The organism is Nonomuraea muscovyensis (assembly GCF_014207745.1).
GTDB lineage: Bacteria > Actinomycetota > Actinomycetes > Streptosporangiales > Streptosporangiaceae > Nonomuraea > Nonomuraea muscovyensis.
In genome coordinates this window covers 563496-585555 of record NZ_JACHJB010000002.1, presented here as the reverse complement: position 1 = coordinate 585555, position 22060 = coordinate 563496, and the positions used below count along the sequence as shown (strand labels likewise).

The window sequence follows — 22060 nt, the reverse complement described above, 5'->3', positions numbered from 1 at the left end:
ATGCGAGCCGCGGCACGCCGGTGGTTCGGCGCCGAGCCGGCCGTCCACCTCGCCCTGGCCCCCGACGGCGGGGCGGTGAGCTGGCAGAGCGAGCGCGAGCCCGGGCTGTTCGTCTGGCGGCCCGGCGAGGGCGTGCGCAGGCTTCCGCTCGGCCGCGTCCCGGTCGTGGACCACGCCTGGTGGCCGGCGGGCGGTGCCGTCCTGGCCGTCCTGGGAGGCCACCGCCCGCGGGTGGTCGTGCACGACGAGGCCACCGGCCGGACGGTGGACGTCACGCCCGAGGGGGCCGGCGACGTCCACGTCGTGGACCGCGACCAGCCGCGCCTGGGCAGCCTGCTGCTGGCCGGCGGAGGCGCGGACGGCCGCCGCGTCTGGCACCTGCTGTCCACGCGGACCGGCCCCGCGCGTCGCGTGCCCGGCCCCGGCGGGATGAGCCGCCTGTTCAGCGATCCGGACGACCGGCCGCGCGCCGCCACAGCCCGCGACGCCGACGGCACGCTCGTCGTGTACGCGGCGGACGCGCGCTCCGGGGCGGATCGGGCGGAGGGCGGGGACGCGGGCGGCTGGCGTGAGGTGTGGCGGTCACGGCCGCCCGGAGCGCTGGTCACCCATCCGATCGACGTCACGGCGGACGGGCACGGCCTCTACCTGTCCGCCCCCTGCCGTGGCGGGTTCCTCGGCGTACGGCTGCTGGACCTGCGAGACGGCACCGTGCGCACCGTGCTCGACGACGGGGAGCACGACCTCGACGTGGTCCTGCACCCGGTGACGCGCGTGCCGCAGCTCGCGCTGGTGTCCGGGGCGCGCCAGAGCCATCGCGCGCCGGACCCGGAGCTCGCCGCCGACCTGGCCGCCCTGACCGCCCGGCACCCTGGCGAGCTGCAGCTCGCCGGCCTCACCCGCGACAACGCGACCTGGCTGGTCCGGCTCGACGACGGCCGGACGCCGCCCCGGCACCTGCTGTGGGACCGCCGCACCGCAGCCGCCCACCACGTCCCGGCCGACCGGCGCGAGCACGGCCCGGCCCGCCTCGCCGCCACGGCGGGCCGGCTCCTCCAGGCGACCCTGCGGCGGCCGGACGCACGCCCCCACCTCACTCCCACGGCCACGGTGACGATCCCCGCGCGCGACGGCCTGCCGCTCGACGGCTACCTGGTGACCCCGTCCCGTGCCGTCGCCCCGCCGTACCCGACCGTGCTGCTCGTGCACGGCGGGCCGTGGTCGCGCGACACGTGGGGCCTGTCCCCCGAGGCGCAGTGGCTGGCCGAGTGCGGCTACGCGTCCCTGCGCGTCAACTTCCGCGGCTCGGAGGGGTACGGCACCCGCTTCCTGGACCTGGGCCGCGCGGACTGGGGCGGCGGGATGCACGACGACCTGGAGGACGCGCTGCGGTGGGCTGTCGCCGAAGGGCACACCGACCCCGCCCGGGTGGCCGTCATGGGCCAGTCGTACGGCGGGTACGCCGCGCTCATGGCCGCCACCGCCCGCCCGAAGGCGTTCGCGCTGGCCGTGGCCGTCTGCGCGCCGACCGACCTGGTGGCGTTCCTGCGGCACGTGAAGGAGTCGGCGCACCACGAGCGGGCCCACTTCCTGGACCGGGTCGGCGACCCGGACCGCGACGCCGACCGGCTGCGGGAGCGCTCGCCACTCGCCCACGCGGCCCGCTGCCACACGCCGGTGCTGCTGGCGCACGGCCGCGACGACCCGCTGGTCCCCTGGACGCACGCCACCACGATGGCCGCCGCGCTGGCCGAACACGGTCACCCGCACCACTGCCTCGTCCTGTCCGGCGAGGGTCACGGCATCACGCGCCCGGCCAACCGGATCAGGCTCGCCCGCGTGGTGAGCCGCCAGCTCGCGTTCCACCTCGCAGAGAGGCGCACATGACCACCCCGCAGCGCACGACCACCCCGCAGCACGCGACCGCGGGGCCCGCTCCCGCCCACGGGCCCGCCCCGTCCTTCCGCTACACCGCCGCGCCGGACCGGCTCGCGCCGTTCGTCACCAGGCCCGCCTACCAGGAGACGGGCTCCGGTCGTGCGGCGACCCCGCCCTCCACCGGCGGCACGTACTCCCTGGCCGCGCTGGGCACCTGGTTCACCTGGCCGGGGCTGAGCACCGACCTGTTCCCCGCCGCGCCGTGGGCCGGGCTCGAACGCGTCAGGCACGCCCCGCCCCGGCCGCGCGGGCACGCCCGCCCGGCCGAGCTGCGCGAGCGGCTCGAAGCCGCGGTCGAGCGGGCGATCGGCGACCGGGAACACGTCGCTGTCGCCACCTCCGGCGGTCTCGACTCCGCCGCCCTGCTCGCCGTCACCGCCCGGGTCTGCCGCCGAACCGGCCGGCGGCTGCTCGCCGTCACCATGGACATCCCCGACGACCGGGGCCGCCGCCCGAAGGTGGTGGTGGACCGGCTGCTGGAGTTCCTCGGCCTGAGCATCCCCCACCTGCGCGTGGCCGCCGCCCCCCGGCGCTGGCCGGAACCGGACTGGTGCACGCACGGCCCCCGCTTCGACGGCTTCCCCCGCTTGCACCGCGGGATGGCCGAGCTGGCCGCCGGGGCGGGCGCGCAGATCCTGCTGCACGGCAGCGGCGCCGACCAACTGCTGGAGGCGCCCGGCTACCTGGCCGCGCGGCTGCTCGGCTCGGGCTCCTTCGGCGACCTGGCCGCCTACCTGCGCGACGCCTCCGCGGGCGGCGGACCGCCCGCGCGTGAGCTGCTGGCGGCGCTGGCCGGCCGGCTCGACCGCCGGGCCTCCTCCGGGCTCTACTGGTCGACCGCCTGGCCGCGCCGGTTGCGGGAGCACGGCTCGGCCCTGCTGGCCGACGGCGTCCACGAGCGGGCGTGCGAGTGGGAGGACGACTACCGGGCCGAGGCGGCCCGGGTCGCCGCCGAGGCCGGGGCGTCGTGGGCGGAGGCGCTGATGATCCACCGCACGTTCCCGTACGACGTCGTGGTGCCGGCCACGGAGCTGCCCGAGGTGGCGCCGTTCTACGACCCGGTCTTCGCCGAGTACGCCTTCCATCTGCCGCTGACGGTCCGGTACTCGGGGGCGTACGACAACGAGTACCTGCGCAGGAAACGGCTCGTCGCCGACCTGCTGCCGGACGGCGTCGGGGCGGTGCTGCCACCGTACCGGCAGCGCGGGTCGCAGTCGTACGCCCGCTACTGGCGGCTGGCGCGGGTGGAGCCGGTCCTGGCCGTCGAGCGGGGGCTGCTGCGGCCGGACTGGCGCTCGCGGTGCCGGGACACGTTCGAGGTGGCGACGGCCAGCGCGGTGGAGCTGTGGCTGCGCGGAGCCGAGGAACGGGGGGCGACGGCGTGAGGGGCGACAGCGTGACCGGGCGCCGGCCGGCCCGAGGTGAGGGGTCCGGTGGGCTCGCGCGGGGGATCGACGTGGACGCGGTCGCGCTGTACCTGTCGCGGCCGTCGCTGGCACTCGGGGTGTACCCGGCCTCGCCCTGGGCGGACGGCACGGCGGCCGGACCGCCCGGCGGCTTCGGGGCGGACACCCCGCGCGACCCCGGCGTGGCCGATCCGCGTGATCTGGGCGAACGGCTCCAGGACGCCGTGGGCCGGGCCATCGGGGCGCACCGGACGGTGGCCGTCCTGCACGACGGGAGTGTGGGCGCGTCGGCGCTGCTGGCGGCGGCGACCGCAGCGGGCCGCGCGCTCGGTGCCGAGGTGACCGTCGTCGCCGCCGACCACCCCGGCCCCACCGGCGCGAGCGTCGCCGTGGCCACCCAGCAGGTCATCGCGGCCCTCGGCGAACGTCACCGCTTCCTGCTCGCCGAGACCACCCGCCTGCCCGGAGGTGCCGGCGGCGCCTGGAATCCGGTGGCGCCCGACCTGGCGGGTACACCGCTGGTGCGGGCGGCCGAGGCCAGGGCGGCGCGGCTGGGGGCGACGCTGCTGCTCACCGCCGAGGGCTGCGACGAGGTCCTCCAGGCCGGACCGCTGCCCGCGCCGTCCCGCCTGCGCGGTCCGCGGTCCGCCGGCAGGCAGCTCGCGGACCGGTGGCGGACCGAGGGCGCCGCGGCCGTGCTCGCGGACGCGACGTCCGTGCTGGGGCGGGGCGCGCGGGCCCGGCGGCTCCGGGCCGGCATGCAGGTGGCCCTCGCGCCGTTCGCCGCGGCCCTGGGAGACACGCCGCGCGTGCTGCCACCGCAACGCCTGGCGCACGTGGAGTCGTGGACGGCGGACTGGATCCGGCGGCTGGTGGAGTGCCTGGCGGGGTACCGGGACCCGGTCCGCGCGTACGTGCTGGCGCGCACGGCCCGCTTCGCCGGGCCGCTCCCGGCCGCCGTGGCCGCCGCCGCGGCCGTGCCGCGCAGGTCGCCGTTCCTCGACCCGGCCTTCACCGCGTGGGCCCTGCGGCTGCCGGCCGGCTCCCGGTACGACCCGCGCCTGCCCGCACCGCACCTGCGGCGCAGCGGGCTGCTGGTCGCGCTCGTCCCCCACGCCGCCCGCCACGCGCTCCCCACGACCAGCATCCCCACGGCGAGCCCCACAGCCGCCGCGGTGGCGGATCACCCGCTGTGCCGCGCCCTGGGCGTGCTGGACGGCGCCCCCGGGCCGGTGGAAGCGGTGGTGGCGGCGAGGCTGGCGGTCCTTGAGGAGTGGCTGGCCGGAGCCGGCGAGGTCAGCCGCCCAGCCCGAACCGCCGGCTGAAGGCCTCGCTCACCGGGCTGACGAGGCGGCGCCGCACGGCCCCGCCCGCGGCCGCCCGCAGCCGCATCGCCGGCGGCCACCAGGTCCGCCCGGCGGTGGGCCGCCAGAAGAACGTCACCGACGACGTGGTGCCCGGCCCCTCCACCAGGTGCCCCCAGTAAAGGGGGATGTAAAGCGCCTCGCCGGCCCGTACCGTGACCCGCAACGGCGTGGTGTGCCGCAACGGCGAATTCGGCCCGGCCGGCACGGCGGAGAAATCAATGCGGCTGAAATTGAACCGGTACGAATACCACGGATGATGATTCAGGTACCTGTGGTCCGAGGGCGGGAACAGCAGCACGTCCTTGGCCCCGCTCACCTGGCACAGCAGGGCCTGCTCGTTGCTGTGGTAGTGCAGGGCGGTCACCGTGTCCCGGCCGACGAACAACGCCAGCCCCAACTCCGGCGCCCCGGCCAGGCAGCCGGGCACCGACAGGTCCTCGGCCAGCTCCGGCAGCAGGTCGAGCAGCGGCACCTGGGCGAGATAGCAGCGCTCGGCCTCACCCTGCGAGGTGAGGATGTCGAGGTAGCGGTCCATGCGCAGCGGCGCCTGCACCCAGCTGCCGTAGTAGGAGCCGGAGGGGTAGAACTCGACGGGCACCCGTGTCCGGCCGACCTTCTCGCGGAGATAGCCGGGGTTCCAGCGCTCCAGGGCGGGCCAGCGGTCCAGCGCCCCCTCGACGAGCACCGGCCGGCGGGCCCGCTCCAGCTCACGGACGCCGCCGATGTCGTCGGCGTGCCGCCGGGGCACCTCGCCGGCCCGCAGGGCCCGCCACCCGGCCGTGCCTCCATCCGTGTCTGCGGGCGCGCCGTCAGCCGTGTCCGCAGCCGTGTCCGCAGCTATGTCCTCAGGCGTGTCCTCAGGCGGGCGCGGCGCGCTCGTCCCGGACCTGTTCCGGATCCCCGGCCTGCCGTCACCGTTCACTGCCCCGGACTCCTCTCGCCCGCGGCCGCCTCGCGCGGACCGCCCGTCGACCACTCCCCCGCCGCCCGTGCCGGGCAGGGCGTCACCGGTGGGGGCCGCCGCCGCGGCGTCGCCCACGACCAGTTGCTGCCAGTTCTCCGTCTGCTCGAACGGGAACGTCACCGGCGGCGGCCCGCCGCCCGACTCGATCCAGCGCCCCATCTCGGCCAGCAGCCGCTCGGCGTCCAGCCGCTTCTGGTCCACCGCGCCCGCCGGCAGCCACGCGCGCAGCCGGGCGAGCTGCGCGGCCGCCGCCGCGGGGTCGTCCTCGCCGGCACGCTCGAGCAGCGCCCCCCACTCCCGGTCGGGATAGAACATGCCCTTGGCCCGGGCCGCCAGCGCCGCGGCGACCTCCTCGCCGATCACCGCCTCGCGGACGGCGGCCGCCAGCGTGGCCCTGATGTTGACCATGGGCTCCGACAGCGGCCGGTAGCCGCCCTGGGTGGGGGCGTGCAGCACCGCCACCTCGTCGTCGTCGGTCAGCACGCCGAGCCGGTACTGCTCGGCCACCTCGCCCACCGGGATCATGCCGAACTCGGCCAGCTCGGCCGCGCGCAGCGCCCCCATGCTCGCCGCCCCGTACACCCTGACGCCGAGCGAGAGCGCGTACAGGATCTCCTTGTGCCAGACGGCCGGGACGCGCTCGAAGTAGCCGTCCACGATGCCGATGGCCGCCGGCCGCTCGCGGGCGGCGCGATAGACGCTGCCGAGTTCGGCGGGCGGGCGGTAGTCGGCGGCCAGGATGCGCGCGGCCTCGGCGACCGGCAGGGTGGGCCCGAGGAACACCACCGGCGGGCGCCGGGCGTCCGGGTTCACTCCTCCCATGGCCGCCACCGCAGTCCCGGCACGACCGCCTTGACGACCGGCACGCCCAGCTCCGCGATCGTCAGGTCGACGACCACGGCCGAGCCGATCCCGGCGGCCGTGAGCCGGGTGAGCAGCCAGTCGAGGTCCTCGTTGACCGTGCGGTGGTCGATGTCGGGTGCCTGCCCGTAGTCGCGCCGCGGCCGGTCCCGTACGGCGTCGCCGACGGCGCGCCGCTGTTCGGGGTCGAAGTACCAGCTCTGCCGGTCGCGGCCGATGTCGTCGCGGGAGCCCACGATCACGGTGGCCCTGGCCTGCGCGGCCTCGGTCAGCGCGCGCGACAGCGCGATGGCGCGGCGGGGGTGGCAGCCGGAGCCCTGCGTCTGCGGCAGCGGGTGGTACCAGGGCGTGTCGGTCTCCACGGCCAGGCAGTTGAAGACGGGCACCCCGATCTGCGAGGTGAGGTCCCACACCAGCACGTCGACCCCGGCGTGCCGGAAGCGCCCGAGCAGGTCGCGGCAGGAGTCGTCGGCGATCGTCTCGGGCCGCACCATCCGCGGCGCGGCGAGCAGGTCGCCGGCGTCCTGCGCGGCGACGATGGCGTCACGCTCGACGAGCTCGCACAGGGCGTGCACCGTCGCCTCCAGGAGGCTGTTGCCGGACGCCAGGCCGTTGGAGCCGTTCTGGACGGCGTGGTCGCCGGGCGCGACGGGCACCCGCCAGTCGCAGTGCACGGCCTCGTACGGCACCCAGGCCGGCCGGCCGCCGATGAGGTCCCAGCCGCGCGCCCAGCGCATGGGGCGGTCGGCCGCGTACTCGCTGCACGGGCAGCGGACCAGCGTCATCGGGTCGAGGACGGTCTCGCCGCGGGCCGCGAGCGCGCGGTGGGTGTCGTAGCGGAGGGGCAGGTGGTGGGTCTCGGCGTGCCACAGTTCGAGCGCCTCCATGACGGCCGACGCCTTGGCCGCGTCGCCGGTGACGCCCTTGCCCTGCGAGACGGTCAGGCTGCGGGAGGCGGGGCGGACGGCGCACCAGACGGGGATGCCGATCCGGTCCATGCCGGTGACGTTCGCGACGCGGGTGATGCCGGCGGCGGCCATGGCGGGCGACACCCGGGCGAGCGTCGTGGCGGGGCTCACCGCGCGGTCCGTGCCGTCGCGGTACGCCTTGCCGATCGGCTGTGCCCGTGCGGCGGCCCAGCGGCCGGATATTTCCTCGGTAGCAGAACCGGAGATGGGATTTTCCTCCATAGGGCCACTTTCCGCCGGACGGTGTTGTGCGGGTGATCTTTGATCTATGCTGCCGACCGAAAACCAAAGAGACAAGTGTGCGATTGGGGATATGAGTGCCCACGCGGACGTTTCATGACATTCCACCGTCAAGTGACGGCCGGTTCCAGGGGCGTCCGAGCGACGTGGTCGTGCTGGGCGTCCCGATCGACTCGGGTACGGGCGGGCGGCCCGGCGCGCGCTTCGGTCCCGCCGCCATCCGGGAGGCCTCCGCCCTCATCGCCGGCAACCTCTACCACGTCGGGCTGGAGACCGAGGTCTTCGAGCACCTGCGCATCGTCGACGTCGGCGACGTGCCCGTCACGCCCGGCCAGCACGACCGCAACCTCGACGCCGCCGAGAAGTGGATGCGCGAGCTCATGACCGTCACCGACCGCGTCGTCGTGCTCGGCGGCGACCACTCCGTGCTGCTGCCGGTGCTGCGCGCCGTGGCGGACAAGCACGGGCCGGTGAGCTTCGTGCACTGGGACGCCCACGCCGACACCTGGGACGGCGGTCCGGAACGCCTGCTCACCCACGCCACGGCGGTCCGCCGGGTCATCGAAGAGGGGCTCACCAACCAGGTGTTCCAGATCGGGCTGCGCGGCTACGGCCCCTCCCGCGAGACCTTCGCCTGGGCCGGCGAGAACGGCGTCGAGCACTGGACCATGATGGACGTGGACGAGACCGGCCTGACCGACATCGTCCAGCAGGTCATCTCCACCGTGACGGGCAAGGTCTACATCTCCATCGACATCGACGTGCTCGACCCCTCCTACGCGCCCGGCACCGGCACCCCCGAGCCCGGCGGGCTGACCAGCAGGGAACTGCTGGCCGGCATCCGCGACCTGGTCCGCAACACCGACGTCGTCGGCCTGGACGTCGTGGAGGTGGCGCCGCCCTACGACCACGCCGACGTCACCGCGCTGGTGGCCAACCGGTGCGTGCTGGAGTTCCTGTCGGCCACGGCCCAGCGCAAGACCACCGGCTAGGCCCCCTGGCGGGCGGCGTACTCGGCGCACAGCCGGGCGTAGCTGCCGCCGCGCGCGACCAGTTCGTCGTGGGAGCCGTGCTCGACCAGCACCCCGTCGTCCAGCACGAGCACGCGGTCGGCCGCCTGCGCGGTCTCCAGCCGGTGGGTGATGAGCAGCACCGTCCGCCTGCCGCGCTCCGCGCGCAACCGCTGGATCAGCGCCGCCTCCGCCTGCACGTCCAGCGCCGCCGTCGGCTCGTCCAGCACCCACACCGGCGCGTCGCGATAGAGCACCCGGGCCAGGGCCAGCCGCTGCCACTGGCCGCCGGACAGCTCGCGGGCCCCCGGGAACATCCGGCCCACCGGGTTGTCGGCGCCGCGCGGCAACTGCTCGACCACCCGGCTCAGCCCGCTGGCCCCCAGCGCGAAGTCGAGCCGGTCGCGGTCCAGCGGCCGGTCCGCCCGGCCGAGCCGGACCGACTCGGCCACGGTGAACTCGTAGCGGCCGTACTCCTGGTAGAGGACGCCGATCAGGTCACGCAGCCGGGCCGGGTCGAGCCCCGCCAGGTCGGCGCCGTCCACGAGGATCCGCCCGCGGGCCGGGGCCAGCAGCCCCAGCAGCAGCTTGACCAGCGTGGACTTGCCCGCCCCGTTCCGCCCCACGAGCACGGCGAACTCGCCCGGCAGCAGCGTGAACGACGCCTCCCGCAGCACCGGCGGCCCACCGGTGTAGGCGTAGCCGACGCCCTGGAACTCCACCCGCGGCGGCCCGCCCACGCCCCCGAGCCGGCTCTGCGGCCCGCCGCGCGGCTCGCCGGAGGGGCGCGGCTCGGCGGGCGGCGGCGCGCCGTAGGCCAGCGCGACGAAGTCGGTCAGGTACGCGGCGTGCTCCTCGATGTCGACCACGATGGTGAACAGGTCCACCGTGCTGCTCATCAGCGTGCTGAACGCGGTGAAGACGAGGAACAGCTCGGCCGCCGTCAACGCGCCGGAAGACGCCTGGTCCGCGGCGAGGAAGTACGCCACAACCAGGCACACGGCGCTCAGCACCCCGGCGACCAGCCCGCGGGCCACGCTGTGGCGGCTCGCCGCGATGACGGCGCGCAGCGCCCGCCGGCTGACCGCGTCGTGCATGTCCACGAACGGCGCCGCGAGTCCGTAGCTGCGCACGTCCTTGGCCAGGTCGTAGCGGACGAGCAGCTCGGTCAGATAGTCGCGGCGGCGCTCCAGCTCGGTGGTGCCCCGGCGGGCCAGGTAGATGGCCCTGGCCTCCATCCGCCGCTGCACCAGCAGCGGCACCCCCGCGAGCAGGGCCAGGCCGATGAGCCGCACGTCCAGGATGGCCAGCACGCCCACCATGCTGACCAGCGAGACGATCTGGCCGCCGAACTCGATGAGGATGCCGGCGATGGCGGCCGGCCGCCAGGTCACGCCGTCGTGCGCCCGCGCGACCGCGTCGTACCAGGAGGGGTCGTCGAAGCGCTCCAGCGGCGCGAACCCGGTGACCCGCAGCAGCCGCTGCTCGGAGGTGATGCCGACCAGCTCGGTCAGCTCCTCGCGGCGCACGGACAGCATCGCGCCCAGCGCGACGCGCAGCGCGGTCAGCACGCCCAGCACGAGGATCCACGTGGTCGCGCGGCCGTCCTGCGCGCGCGAGAACGCCTCGACGATCTCGCGCACGATCAGCAGGAGCGCCGCCGGCAGCGTGGACACGGCCGTGGACAGGAGCAGGACGAGGACCAGCAGCCGGGGCGACGCCTCGAAGCACAGCCGGATCGCCACCCTGGCCGCGCCCGCCGGGCCTCCCGCTCCGGTGCGGCCGGACGGTGTCACGTTCGGCCGGGCTCCACGTCGACGAGCCGCGACACCGGGCGCGGCAGGAGCTCGTGCCAGCTCTCCTGCCGCTCGGGCAGCAGGAAGTCCACCTGCCGCACCCGCAGCGGCACCCGCAGCCAGCGCCGGTCGTTCCAGCCGGCCGCCAGCACCTCCCAGCCGGGCACCCGCGGGTAGTGGTGCGGGCGCAGCGAGGCCAGGCAGACCGGCTCGCGCGACGACTGGTAGCGGTACTCGACGGCGCCGCGCAGGAACGGCGAGACGTTCTCGTCCACCGCCCGCGTGGCCAGCGCGTGCATCACGACCACGTCGCCCGGCCCCAGGTCCGGGGCCCGCCACCAGTCGCCCTCCCCCGGCTCGACCACGGCCTCGACGCCGCCCGAGTCGTGCACGGTCAGCGGGCGCACCCCGGGCACGGCCCGTTCCCGCAGCACGCGCAGGGTGCCGCCGTCGGCCGGGAAGGCGGTGAACGGCACCCACGCGGTGAGCACGTCCGGCGTGCCCTGGACGTAGGTGTGCTCCTGGTGCGGCGGGATCCAGAAGCCGGGATGCATCAGGCTGACCTGGCGCCGGGTGTGGTTCAGCAGCGGCTTGCCGAGTATGGCCGTCATCAGCCGGACGAGCTGCGGCGCGTGCGCCAGCTCGTGCATCAGCTCGACGCTCTGCAGGTCCTCGTACATGCGCCACCAGCGCGGGCTGCCGTCGCGGCGGTTGGCGGCCGGACGCAGGCCGCCGCCGTCACCGTCGGTGGCGGAGTCAGGAGTGGCGTCGGCGAGCCAGTCGTGGCGGCGCAGCACCGCCGCGAAGCGGGCGCGCAGCTCGGCCGGGCGCGCCTCGGGCAGCAGCCCGCGGAACAGGAGCATGCCCTGCTCGCGGAGCCGCCGCCGCAGCGCGGCCGGGTCGCCGGCGATCGGCGTGGAGTCCTCGGCGACCACTGTGACGCCGTCGTTCTGCAGGCTCATCATGCTCCCAGGCGTGTCGCGAATGGATGGCTGACCGGCTCACTCGTAGTGGTTGAACACCACCGCGTCCTGCAGCCACGCGCCGCGCGACTGCCAGAACGCCATGCCGTCCTTCCAGTCGGGGTTCACCTCAGCGCGGAACATCCGCGCCCGCCTGCTGCGGAACTCCGCGATGGCGGCCTCGACCAGGGCGGAGCCGAGGCCGTGCCGCCGCGCCTCCGGGCGGACGTACAGCTCGCGGATGGAGCCGATCCGGAAGTCGTTGACGCTCTGGGTGTGGATCTCCCCGGTCAGGAACCCGTCCAGCCCGTGCCCGGTGTCGACCACCAGGCAGAACGACAGCTCGTCGGTGAGCGCCGCGCGCAGCAGGTCCCTGGTGCCGTCGAGCGGGTCGCGGGTGAACGCCTCCACCTCCGTCACCTCGGGCCGGGCCGGCACCGCCACACCAGGTCCCCACCGGTCGTAGGAGAGCAGCGGGACGTGCTCGCCCGCGTTCAGCCCCCACAGCACGAGCACCTCTTCGATGTCCTGATCGGTGATCAGGCGGACTTCGGACGGCAAGCGACCTCCCTGGGCGGACGGACCGGGACGAGAACGGCGGGCGGTGGTCACTCCGCCTCGCCGCCGGACAGGGCGCCGACCGGGTGGCGGGCGTACTCGGCGGCCACCTCGACGGGCAGCGCCTCGACCTCGCCGCGCACCCCGGCCTCCAGCAGCACGGACGGCTCGGCGCGCAGCCACGGCGCGGCCAGCAGCAGCCACAGCATCGGGCGGGCCCTGCCGCTCGTGTTGCGGGTGCCCCGGTGCCACAGGCGCACGTCGCGGACCAGAACGTCACCCGGCCGCATCGCGACCCGCTCGGGCGGACGCGCCGCCCGGCGCTCCTCCAGGAGCTCCTCGCGGACGCACAGCGAACCGTGCCGGTAGACCTCCCGGGAGGCCAGCTCGTGGGTGCCCGGCCAGACCTCGATGCTGCCGTTGTGCTCGCCGGTGTCCACCAGCGCGATGTTGACCGCCAGCATGAACGGCGGGTGCGCGAGGCCCGGCTGCGGCCACAGCGGCTCCCAGTCGGCGTGGACCGGCTGCGGCGAGGAGCCGGGCAGGACGGTGTGCCCGTGGTAGCTGATCACGCGCGGCGCCTCCAGCGGCGCGGAGCACAGGGCGAGCACGGCCGGGTGACCGAGGAACGCCGCCACGTGCCCGTCGCTCCCGCCAGGAGGGCGGTGGCGCATGTGGCCGTCGTCGTAGGCCCTCAGCGCGTCGTGGTGCTCCACCAGCACGGGCACCTCGGCCAGCATCCGCGCGCCGACGTCGCGGGCGCGGGCGGCCAGGCCGGTGCCGGTGAGCAGCACCGCGCCGTCGGCGGCGAGCGCCCGGGACGCGGCGGGCAGCCAGGTGGCGGGGTCGGCCGAGACGTCGACGGCCGCGACGGAGGGGGCGGGCGTGTGCGGGTCGTGCGGGGCGACGTCCATGTGACCTCCGGCTACGGGCCTCCCATCAGCACCGGCTGAGACGGGCAGGATGCTATCAACGGGCTTCGCGGGCATGTCAATGATCTCCATTCGAGCCCGGGGCGGCCGCCCAGTGCCGTTCGACCGGCGTTCCGCCGCCGGCCTCGCGGGCGTGGGCGAGCAGCCGGTCGGGCCAGTCGTCGTCCCAGAGCATGGGGTGCTGCGACCGGTACGCCGCGGCGGCCGCCACCTTGCGCCGCCAGTCGCCGCCGGTCAGGGGCGAGGCCGCCGCCGGGCCCAGGCCGGCCGCCGGCACACCCGGCTCGGGGGGTTCCATGGCGTACGGCAGGTCCTCGTACCAGCGGCCCGGCGGCCCGTCGCGCAGCGCGGACGCGCAGGCGCGGGCCGTCAGCACGTGGTCCAGGTGCCCCCCGACGGCGGCGGGCGCGTGCACCTCCCCGGGCGCCAGCTCGGCGATCCAGCCACCCAGCGCGTCGGCGACGGCCCGCTGAAGCGCGAGGTCGTCCGGGTCGGGCGCCGAGAACAGGTCGTCCCCGGCGGCGCAGCGGGGCGACCCGTCGGCCCGGCGCCGGTACAGCGCCTCGGTGAAGTCGAGGTGCACGAGTTCGGCGGCGAGCGCGGCGCACGCCCGCGCGTCCTCCGCCCGGCGCAGCCGCATCCCCTCGGCGGCCGTGGCGGCCACCGCGGCGGCCACCGTGCCCGAGGCCCTCCACCAGGAGTGGTACTGCTCGGCGTACGGCGGCAGCGGGTCGCCCCCGCACCCGGCGAACACGGTCAGCACCACGACCCTGACGCCCCGCCGGGTCAGGGCGGCGATCGTCCCGCCCCACGACAGCACGGCGTCGTCCAGGTGCGCGGACACGACCAGCACCGGCGTCACGTCCACCGGGCTCACCGGGACGGCTCCGCGAGCCGTGACCACAGCAGCCGGTAGCGGCTCTCCCAGGTCAGCTCGCGCCCGCGGCGCACCGCCCGCCGTCCCAGCTCGGCCCGCAGCGGCGCCTCGCCGACGAGGCGGCCGAGCTGCCGGGCGAGGTCGCCGGGCCGCCGGTAGTCGAAGTACCGCACCGCGTCCCGCCCCACCTCGGGCACTCCGCCGCGCGCGCTGGCCAGGCACGCCAGGCCGCTGGCCAGGCCCTCGGTCAGGACGAGCGGGCTGGCGTCCTCACACAGCGACGGCACGCACAGCACGTCGGCCTGCCGGTACACCTCGCCGATGGCGTCGCGGTCCACGAACGGCGAGAACTCCACCCGGTCGCCCAGCAGCGACGCCCGGTGCTGGACCTGCCGCTCGAACCGGTCGGGAGCCGACGACGCGGACAGCTCGGCGTTGCCCACCACCCTCAGCCGGAAGCCGACGCCGGCCCGAGCCAGCTCCAAACAAGCGTTGACCAGCGCCATCGGCCCCTTCTCGGGGGCGAGCCGGCCGGTGAAGAGCACGACGGGCACGCGGCCAGCCGGCCGGCGGGCGGGGTGGAACCGGTCCGGGTCGTGCCCGTTGTGCACCACCGCGACCGCCGGGAGCGGCAGACCGGTGCCGTCGAGGAACCGCTCGGCCACGAACCGGCTCACGCACACCACCAGGTCCGCGTCGGCCACCACGCGCGCCCGCTCGGCCGGCGGGAACGACCGGAACATGTCGGCGTGCAGGTAGAGGCAGATCCGCGCCCGCGGTCGCAGCCGCCGCAGCTCCGGCACGGCGGCGACCGCGTTGTGGAGCACGACCGGACCGGCGAACCCGGCCGGCAGCGCCTCCAGCGCCGGCCGGACGAACCCGGCATAGTGGGCGCGGCGCTCGCCGCGGGCGGCGGCCGCGTCGTCCTCCCGCCGCTCCCGCTCGCCCAGCGTCTCGCCGGGGCTGTCGTAGGGCACCAGCCGCACCCCTGACGGCACGTGCTCCGGGCCACGCTCGGCGACGATCACGGTGGCGCCGCCGTGCCGGGCGTGCTCGCGGGTCAGCTCGGCGGCGACCGTGCCGAGCGAGCCGCCGCTGGCGGGCGAGAACACCTCCCCCGGCGGGAGCACGTGCACCCACGCCGGGTTCGCCGCCGCTGTCACCGGCTTCGTCACCGGGCCCATCACCGGTCCCGGGCCATCAGGGCGAGTTGCGACCCGATGGCCACCAGCCGCTCGTTGCCGATCATCAGGGGCGCCGACAACAGGTCACGCACCAGGCGGGCGACCGAGTACGGGCCGTCCTCGGAGTAACCGGCCATGCCGCACACCCGCAGGGCGGCCAGCGCGACGTCCACGGCGACCTCGGACACGGCCAGCTTGAGCGAGTTGATCCGCAGCGCGAACGCGACGGTCGGCTGGGCGGCGCCGTTCAGCACTGCCTGTGCCTCGCGGGCCGTCTCGGCGAGCTGCGCCTCCATCGCGGCCAGCCGCCAGCGCATCTCGGCCAGGTTCCCGCTCGGCCGCTGCCCGGCCTGGCCGGCCTGCCCGCTTGCCCGCTTCCTGGCGTACCGGACGGCCCGGTCGGCGGCCTCGGCGGCCAGGCCGTACCACACGGCCGACCACAGCACGTGCGACAGCGGCGTCATCACCCGCTCGACGAGGTCGCCGAACGGCAGCGGCAGGATCCGCCAGTCCTCGAACGCGGCGCGGATGCGCAGGGCGGGGCTGCACGTGCCGCGCATGCCGAGCGGGTTCCAGCCGCCCAGGACCTCCAGCCGCGTCCGCGGAGCGTCGAGGAGCACGGCGACCTGGTCGCCCGGCGGCGAGCCGGGCCCACGGCGGGCGCTGACCAGCAGGGCGTCGGCCTCGACGCCGTAGGAGACGGTGGTGGCGCTCTTGTCGAGGCGGGCGGCGGGGCCGGCCCCGGCACCCTCTGCGGCGTCATCCGCGGCACGCTCCGTGGGGCCGTCTGCGGCACCGTCTGCGGGGCCGTCGCGTTCGACCGCGCACACGCTGGTGCGCAGCGAGCCGCCGACGCCGGCCTCGCTGGTGGCCGAGGCGACGAGCAGCTGGTCGCGGACGATCCGGTCGACGGCAGCGCGCAGCTCGGGGCCCTCGTCACAGGTCAGCAGGCAGGCGAGCTGCACCTGGTGCATCGCCCACACCATGGCGCTCGCGCCGCAGCCGCGTGCCAGGTCCGCGGCCATGCGGGTGAGCGCGGGCACGTCCGCACCGAGGCCGCCGCGCTCCGCCGGGGCCGCCGCGGCGAGCAGGCCGTGCGCGCGCAGGGCGGTCAGCGCCTCCTTGGGGAAGCGGGCGTCCGTGTCGACCTCGGCCGCGTGCTCGGCCAGCACGCCCCGGGCGAGCTCCCGGCAGCTCTCGGCGGCCCGCTCCACGCGGCCGTCCCCGGCCTCGGTCACGAACGGCCCTCCCCCGACGTGAGTGACAGGAGCGCGTCCGTGATGGCCGCCAACGACCGGAACGTCTCACGGGTGAGCAGCTCGTCGGGGAACTCGACGCCGAACTCGTCCTCCACGGCCACCATGACGCCCACCATGGCCAGGGACTCCATCCCCAGCGCCCACAGGTCAGCCCCGGCGTCGGCCGACTCGATGACCCCGGGCAGCACCGACCTGCCGGCCAGCAGGAGCCGCACCCTGCGCTCCACCTGGATCCGCTCGTCACCGTGTAAGGCTCTCGCGGGCACTGTGCTCAACTGCGCTCATCCTCTCGTTCCGGTCGTCACGGTGGTGGCGAAGGAGACGCCCGCCGGGCGCCCGGCGTCCAGCCCCACCGGCCCCATCTCGCCCGAGATCCGGGCGAGGATCGCGCCGGTCGAGCGCAGCGCGGTCCACCCGGTGGGATCGAGCAGGCCCCAGCGGAGCATCGCCCCCACGATCAGCGGGTCGTGCGGCACCCACACCCCGTCGGTCTCGATCTCCGCCCAGTAGTGCAGGACGGAGAACGGCGGCGACAGGATGACGCCCTGCGCCAGCCGGACCGGCAGGCCGCGGCGGCGGCCCTCCCGCACCAGGCGGAGCGAGCCGCCCGTGCAGTCGGCGATGCCGGTCCGCCCGACGAAGTCGGGGTCGAGCCCGACCGTCATGGGCAGGCGGACGAACCTGACCCGGCCGAACTCCTCCAGCAACTCGGCGGCGCCCGGCCCCGGCGGCGGCCAGGAGGCGGGCAGCTCGAAGCGGGCCACGGCCGAGCCGCCGGGGCAGGCGGCCCATCCGTCGGGCAGCAGGACCCGCAAGTCGCACGGGCCGCCCTCGTCCGGTTCGTGCGCGCACTCGGGCACGAACTCGACCTCGGCGCGCACGACGGTCCCGGCGGGCGCGCGCAGCCCCTTCGCCCAGGACGCCGGCCCGAACGTCCACAGTGACCGCGCGCCCAGGTCCAGCGCGACGTTGAGCAGGTCGAAGTGGTCGAACCCGGACGGGCGGCCGAGCCCTTCGGCGAGCATCGCCCGAAGCACGTCAGGGCTGAGGCCGTAGTCACGTCCGGCCGAGTCCCACGGCACGTCGAAGCCGCGGGCGCCGTCCGGGACGAGCCGCAGGGCGCGCAGGGTGTCGTCCGGCACCGGGCCGTCCAGCGTGGTGTCCCTCGCCGTGTCTCTCATCCCGGCTCCCCCGTCGCGGGGTGGATGACGTACCGGTGGGGCGCCACCGCGGTCTGCCGGCCGGGCAGGGCCGCCATGCAGGCGGCGTGCGCGTCGTCGGCGGTGAGGCGCTCACGGGCCGGCCAGAGGTGGGCGGCGATCCGCGGCTTCCCGTCCTCGCCGGACTCGGTCTCCACCCGCGCGGCCCGGACGTCCAGGACCTCGCCGAGCATCCGTTCCACGGCGTCCAGGTCGGTCCAGCAGCCCTCGTGCCAGAGCCACCGGCCCTCGCGCGGGGGCGCGGCCAGACCGGTCAGCGCGCCGACCTCCTCCGGCCGGACCTCGCCGAACGCCGACTCGACGAGCAGCCGCTCGATGCCGAACAGCACGGCGCGCACCGCGTCGGGGTCCAGGTGGCGCGCGTCGGCGTGCAGGGTCAGCCGCAGCGTCTCGGGCGTGTCCTCGGCGTACAGGGCGAACGTCTCCTGCTCGACCGCCGGCTCCGGCCGGAACACGCTGTCGCGCATCGCCGCCCGCACCGCCGCCTCGTCGGCGGCCTGCGGGCGGGTGGTCCGGTGAGCGGCCAGCCGGTGGTCCGGCCGCGTCTCCTCGCGCATGTCGTTGAACACGCACGACAGGTCGAGCCGCACGCCGCGCCGCTGCTCGGCCGCCCGGGTGATCCGGCGCACCTCGCGCCTGTCGTACAGGCCGTGGCGGTAGGCGCGGACGGAGGCCGGCCAGGCCCGCGCGACGACGTCGCCGAAACCGGTCCCGCCGAGGCCGAGCGAGACGAGCACGCCCTGGATCATGCAGGCGACCGCCCGCCGTTCCGGCTCGCTGGTGCGGTTGGCGCAGATGAGCCGGACCGCGCAGGCCGGCATCCCGGTGTACGCGCCGAGCACCAGCCCCGTGGCCGCGAGCAGCACGGCGGTGCCGCTGACGTCGTACCGCAGGGCCTGGAGGTTCAGGGCGAGGTCCGCGGCGCGGGAGTGGAGCACGGCGGCGTGGTAGGCGGGCGGGCCCGGCTTCGGGGCGGTGGGGAACATGGTGCGCGGCACCGTCGCCAGGCTGGTTTCCCAGAAGTTCAGCGCGCCCGCGAGCCGCCGGCGGCCTTCGGCGGACGCCTCGTAGCGGGCCTGTTCCAGCGGCTGGCGGGCCGGAGGCGGCGGTGGCCGGTCCAGCCCCTTGGCGCGGGCCTGCGCCATCGCGGCCAGGTCCGCGACGAGGTTGCGCACGCCGCCGCCGTCGGCCGCCGTGTGCGCCACGCTCAGCAGCACGGCCAGCGGCTCCCCCGAACCGTGGAAGATCGTCGGGCGGATCGGGAGCTCGGCGGACAGGTCGAACGGCAGCCGTTCCACGACCTTCCGGCGCTCGGCGAGCTCCTCCCACAGCGACTCCGGGGCGTCCCCGAGGTCGATCAGGCACACGGGGAACTCGCCCGAGCCGGTCACCGTCTGGCTCAGCCCGCCCCCGGCGTCCTCGGCCAGGAACGTGCGCAGCGACTCGTGCCGGCCGACCAGCGCGCCCAGCTCGGCCAGCAGGTCGTCGACGGTCAGCCCCGCCGGCGCCTCCACCTCGCCGGAGGGGTTGAAGAACGCCTCGCGCGGGTCCTTGTCGGTGATGTCGAGCCACATGGACGCCTGCCCGCAGGTGGCGGGGCCGGACCCGGTGCTCTGCCCGGCGAACCGGACCGGCCGGTAGGTCACCCGTTCCACGTCCGCCCCCCGGTCTGCGTGCGCTCCGACTGCTCCCGCATCCGCTCCTGGACGTCGTGTGCGAAGTCGTTCCAGATCTCGGCGCACTGCAACGCCATGTCGGCCACGATCGGGGCCAGGTGCGTGGGCACCGCGTCCACCAGGTCCGCCCGCATGTCCTGGGCGATCATGTGGCCGTGGATCCAGCGGAGCAGGTGCCTGCCGGCCTCCGAGAGCCGCAGCGAGGGGTCGCGCTGCAGGGACCGCAGTCGCAGCAGCACGTCGGCCTCCTGGCCGGCGCGCCGGCGTCGCGCCTCGGCCGTGGCCTCCGCCGCGGTGGCCGGAGCGGCGCCGCCGATCCGTTCCGTGGTCCGGGGCGCCATGGGGTCCTCGCCGCGCCGGATCCGCTGGCGTACGGCGTGGGCGGTGCCGACCGAGACGGCGGCGTCCTGGGCGATCTTCCGCAGCGAGGCGTCCGGGTTGGCGGCGATGACGCGGGCGGCGCGCAGCCGGCCCTCCTCGGCGTTGAGCGGGCGGCGCCGGCCGTCCTTGCCGATGCGGGCGTTCAACTGGGGAGAATCCGCGGTCGAACACCGGCGCAGGCCGGCCACCGTCTTCGCCGACAGGCCCGTGACCTCGGCGATCGCCCGGTCGGACATGCCGGGACGGGATTCGAGGATGCGTAGGGCCGCCACGCGCCGGTCCTGCAGGGACAGCGGCATGCCGTGCGCGGTGTTGGCCCGGACGGCGACCAGGAAGGCCGCTTCCTCGCTGCCTTCGAAGAAGCACACGTCGATCGTCTGGCGGCCGTTGAGTATCGCCGCGCCCAGGCGGTGCATCCCGTCGATCACCCGCATGGTCTCGCGGTGGACCAGGATGGGCGGCAGCTCGGTCTCGACCTCGGCCAGCCGGCGGACGTGGTCGGCGTCGACCCCCAAGACGCGGGGGGAATCTCCCCTTTTCAGCAGCTTGATGTGCACCGCGTACACCTGACGCGGCTCATCGCTTTCGCGGTCTGACTGAACTCCCACATTACCCCCGGTATGTGAGACGGTCACCGGTGCGAGCGCGCGTCGGCGCGGACAGGGACATATGAGAGCACACAAGATCCGGATAGTCCATAACGCAGCTTTTGCCCTGTGTTGCCGATACACCATTCAATTACGTGCTATCTGTCACGCAATAGTGACAACTAGTTATGTTCCGAAGTTGACGTGATCGCCGGGTTCGTTGCTAGCCTGTGGCCATCGCCAAGAACGCTGCACCCCACGAGCGGGTGGACTCCGTGCGGAACACCTCGGCCCTTTATCGGTCGGCCGATGTGTGCGTCATCGGCAGCGGCCCCGGCGGGGCCGTCACCGCTCACCTGCTGGCCCGCAGCGGTCTGCGGGTGCTGCTGCTGGAGGAGGGCGACCGGATCGGCCCCGGCGCGACACTGGAGGCCCTCGAACCCGCCTGGGAGCCAGCCCTCGTGCGTGCCGGGCCGCACCGGCTCGTCCCGACCGGGCGCCCGTGGTCGGCGCGCGGCCTGGGCGGCGGGATGGGGCTGTTCGCCGGCATCGGCTTCCGTCTCAGGCACGTCGACTTCGACGCCCGCAAGCACGTCGCCGACGACGCCCTCGACCCCCGCTGGCCCCTCGCCTACGAGGACCTGCGCGAGCACTACGACGAGGTCGAGCACCTGATGGGCGTGGCCCGCGAGGCGGGCGCCGACCCGCTCGAACCCCGGGGCGCCCGCCCTCCGTTACCCCCGCACGCCTACAGCGTCCACGGCCGCCTGCTCGCCGCCGCCGGTCGCGACCTGGGCCTGCGGCCCTTCCCCACCCCGCTGCTCATCAACTCCGCCCCCTACCGCGGCCGGCCCGCCTGTCACGCCTGCGGCCCGTGCAACGAGCACGCCTGCCCCACCGGAGCCAAGCCGGACCTCGCCACCACGCTGCTGGACCCGGCCCGGGAGGAGGGCTCGCTCGTGGTGGCGACCGGGTGCCGGGCGCTGCGCGTGCGCGCCGCCTCCGGCGACCGGGCCGGCGCGGTCGAGTGGCTCGACCTGCGCGCGAAGGTGCGGCACGCCACCCGGGCCAGGTGCGTCGTGCTGGCCGCGAACGCCGTGCAGTCCTCCGCCCTGCTGCTGCGCTCCCCCTCCCGCTGGTCGCCGTCCGGACTGGGCAACCGCCACGGCGTCGTCGGGCGCGGCCTGTGCTTCAAGGTCAGCGGCTACGTGAGCGGCACGGTGGCCGCGCCCGGCGGCGAGGTCCACCGGACCGGCGGGCCGTTCTCGACCGTGGCCTTCTCCGACCACTACCTCGCCGACGCCTGTCCCGGCGGTCTCGGCGGCATCCTGTACGAGGCCAGCCCGGCCGAGCGGGCCTCGCGCGACGGGAGAATGCCGCTGCGCGTGCACTTTCTGGCCGCCGACCAGCCGATGTGGCGCAACCGGGTCCGCCTGTCCAAACAGAGAAACGGACTCGGCGCCAGAAAGCTAATAATGGAGTACGAAACTCACCCATTAGATAGCGCACGGCTGAATTACCTCGCAGAACAGGCCACCAAACTTCTCATTTCCGCTGAGGCCGCACAAATCACTCGCGAGGCGTCCGGATACGAACGCGGCAGCCGCCATCTGCACGGCGGCTGCCGCGCCGGAGACGATCCGCGGACCTCCGTGGTCGACGCGCACGGCCGGGTCCACGACCAGGAGAACGTCTATGTGGTGGACGGCGGGTTCTTCCCCTATCCGGGCGGGGTGAACCCGACGCTCACCATCCTCGCCAACGCCTCCCGGATCGCCCGGCGGATCGCCCGGGACCTCGCCACGGCCACCACCTGACCCGCCGCCCCACCTCGCCGCCCGACCTGTTTCCTGCCGACCCGCTTCGACCCGCTT

General features: G+C 75.5%; 18 protein-coding genes. 5 read left to right on the top strand and 13 right to left on the bottom strand.

Annotated elements, in window-relative coordinates; genetic code table 11:
* From FHU36_RS19285 to FHU36_RS19275, 3 genes are read left to right on the top strand one after another with little or no spacing between them, the layout of a single operon-like run.
* Complete coding sequence (locus FHU36_RS19285) at window positions 1-1887, top strand: S9 family peptidase (RefSeq protein ID WP_185085357.1); 1887 nt, start codon at window positions 1-3, stop codon at window positions 1885-1887.
* Window positions 1884-3323 (top strand): asparagine synthase-related protein, encoded by a 1440-nt coding sequence (locus FHU36_RS19280; protein WP_185085356.1) that lies wholly within the window; start codon window positions 1884-1886, stop codon window positions 3321-3323. The genes FHU36_RS19285 and FHU36_RS19280 overlap by 4 nt, the downstream gene beginning before the upstream one ends.
* A gap of 11 nt (window positions 3324-3334) precedes the next feature.
* Window positions 3335-4669, top strand: a complete 1335-nt coding sequence (locus FHU36_RS19275; protein ID WP_185085355.1) for a hypothetical protein — start codon at window positions 3335-3337, stop codon at window positions 4667-4669.
* Here FHU36_RS19275 and FHU36_RS19270 read toward each other — a convergent pair.
* Both FHU36_RS19270 and FHU36_RS19265 read right to left on the bottom strand, forming a co-directional pair.
* Window positions 4641-6497, bottom strand: coding sequence for a TfuA-like protein (locus FHU36_RS19270; protein WP_185085354.1), 1857 nt, complete (start codon window positions 6495-6497; stop codon window positions 4641-4643). The two genes, FHU36_RS19275 and FHU36_RS19270, sit on opposite strands and share 29 nt — an antisense overlap.
* On the bottom strand, window positions 6485-7726 hold the full coding sequence (locus FHU36_RS19265; RefSeq protein WP_185085353.1) for a YcaO-like family protein: 1242 nt from the start codon (window positions 7724-7726) through the stop codon (window positions 6485-6487). The genes FHU36_RS19270 and FHU36_RS19265 overlap by 13 nt, the downstream gene beginning before the upstream one ends.
* Before the next feature lie 170 nt (window positions 7727-7896).
* Here FHU36_RS19265 and speB point away from each other — a divergent pair, with 170 nt between their 5' ends.
* Window positions 7897-8736: an agmatinase gene (gene speB, locus FHU36_RS19260; RefSeq protein ID WP_185085352.1), complete on the top strand. Its 840-nt coding sequence runs from the start codon at window positions 7897-7899 to the stop codon at window positions 8734-8736.
* Here the strand turns inward: speB and FHU36_RS46400 are convergent.
* The 11 genes from FHU36_RS46400 to FHU36_RS19205 form a co-directional block, all read right to left on the bottom strand.
* Window positions 8733-10550, bottom strand: coding sequence for an ABC transporter ATP-binding protein (locus tag FHU36_RS46400; RefSeq protein WP_185085351.1), 1818 nt, complete (start codon window positions 10548-10550; stop codon window positions 8733-8735). The genes speB and FHU36_RS46400 overlap by 4 nt on opposite strands.
* Window positions 10547-11515, bottom strand: a complete 969-nt coding sequence (locus FHU36_RS19250) for a phytanoyl-CoA dioxygenase family protein (protein ID WP_185085350.1) — start codon at window positions 11513-11515, stop codon at window positions 10547-10549. The genes FHU36_RS46400 and FHU36_RS19250 overlap by 4 nt, the downstream gene beginning before the upstream one ends.
* 36 nt (window positions 11516-11551) lie before the next feature.
* Window positions 11552-12073 (bottom strand): GNAT family N-acetyltransferase, encoded by a 522-nt coding sequence (locus tag FHU36_RS19245; protein ID WP_185085349.1) that lies wholly within the window; start codon window positions 12071-12073, stop codon window positions 11552-11554.
* A gap of 47 nt (window positions 12074-12120) precedes the next feature.
* Window positions 12121-12984, bottom strand: a complete 864-nt coding sequence (locus tag FHU36_RS19240) for a phytanoyl-CoA dioxygenase family protein (RefSeq protein ID WP_185085348.1) — start codon at window positions 12982-12984, stop codon at window positions 12121-12123.
* A gap of 76 nt (window positions 12985-13060) precedes the next feature.
* Complete coding sequence (locus FHU36_RS19235) at window positions 13061-13879, bottom strand: PIG-L deacetylase family protein (RefSeq protein WP_185085347.1); 819 nt, start codon at window positions 13877-13879, stop codon at window positions 13061-13063.
* Window positions 13876-15054 carry a glycosyltransferase family 4 protein gene (locus FHU36_RS19230; protein WP_185085346.1) on the bottom strand — a complete coding sequence of 393 codons (1179 nt, stop codon included), beginning with the start codon at window positions 15052-15054 and terminating at the stop codon, window positions 13876-13878. The genes FHU36_RS19235 and FHU36_RS19230 overlap by 4 nt, the downstream gene beginning before the upstream one ends.
* 8 nt (window positions 15055-15062) lie before the next feature.
* Entirely contained in the window at window positions 15063-16301 is a 1239-nt protein-coding gene (locus FHU36_RS46395; RefSeq protein WP_185085345.1) for an acyl-CoA dehydrogenase family protein, read from the bottom strand.
* Complete coding sequence (locus tag FHU36_RS19220; RefSeq protein ID WP_312891955.1) at window positions 16298-16588, bottom strand: acyl carrier protein; 291 nt, start codon at window positions 16586-16588, stop codon at window positions 16298-16300. Before FHU36_RS19220 ends, FHU36_RS46395 begins: the two co-directional genes overlap by 4 nt.
* Window positions 16589-16603: 15 nt before the next feature.
* A complete protein-coding gene (locus FHU36_RS19215) occupies window positions 16604-17503 on the bottom strand; it encodes a transglutaminase-like domain-containing protein (RefSeq protein WP_185085344.1) in 900 nt (299 codons plus the stop codon).
* Window positions 17500-19197, bottom strand: coding sequence for a condensation domain-containing protein (locus FHU36_RS19210; RefSeq protein ID WP_185085343.1), 1698 nt, complete (start codon window positions 19195-19197; stop codon window positions 17500-17502). The genes FHU36_RS19215 and FHU36_RS19210 overlap by 4 nt, the downstream gene beginning before the upstream one ends.
* Window positions 19185-20156: a ParB/RepB/Spo0J family partition protein gene (locus FHU36_RS19205; protein ID WP_221496444.1), complete on the bottom strand. Its 972-nt coding sequence runs from the start codon at window positions 20154-20156 to the stop codon at window positions 19185-19187. The genes FHU36_RS19210 and FHU36_RS19205 overlap by 13 nt, the downstream gene beginning before the upstream one ends.
* A 305-nt stretch (window positions 20157-20461) precedes the next feature.
* Here FHU36_RS19205 and FHU36_RS19200 point away from each other — a divergent pair, with 305 nt between their 5' ends.
* Window positions 20462-22003, top strand: coding sequence for an FAD-dependent oxidoreductase (locus FHU36_RS19200; protein WP_185085341.1), 1542 nt, complete (start codon window positions 20462-20464; stop codon window positions 22001-22003).
* The last annotated feature ends 57 nt before the right edge of the window (window positions 22004-22060 follow it).

What these genes read in the sequence shown, in the direction of transcription:
- FHU36_RS19285 (WP_185085357.1), top strand. Translation starts at nt 1, where the DNA reads ATGCGAGCCGCGGCACGCCGGTGGTTCGGCGCCGAGCCGGCCGTCCAC.
- FHU36_RS19280 (WP_185085356.1), top strand. Translation starts at nt 1,884, where the DNA reads ATGACCACCCCGCAGCGCACGACCACCCCGCAGCACGCGACCGCGGGG.
- FHU36_RS19270 (WP_185085354.1), bottom strand. Translation starts at nt 6,497, where the DNA reads ATGGGAGGAGTGAACCCGGACGCCCGGCGCCCGCCGGTGGTGTTCCTC.
- FHU36_RS19265 (WP_185085353.1), bottom strand. Translation starts at nt 7,726, where the DNA reads ATGGAGGAAAATCCCATCTCCGGTTCTGCTACCGAGGAAATATCCGGC.
- FHU36_RS19250 (WP_185085350.1), bottom strand. Translation starts at nt 11,515, where the DNA reads ATGATGAGCCTGCAGAACGACGGCGTCACAGTGGTCGCCGAGGACTCC.
- FHU36_RS19240 (WP_185085348.1), bottom strand. Translation starts at nt 12,984, where the DNA reads ATGGACGTCGCCCCGCACGACCCGCACACGCCCGCCCCCTCCGTCGCG.
- FHU36_RS19215 (WP_185085344.1), bottom strand. Translation starts at nt 17,503, where the DNA reads ATGAGAGACACGGCGAGGGACACCACGCTGGACGGCCCGGTGCCGGAC.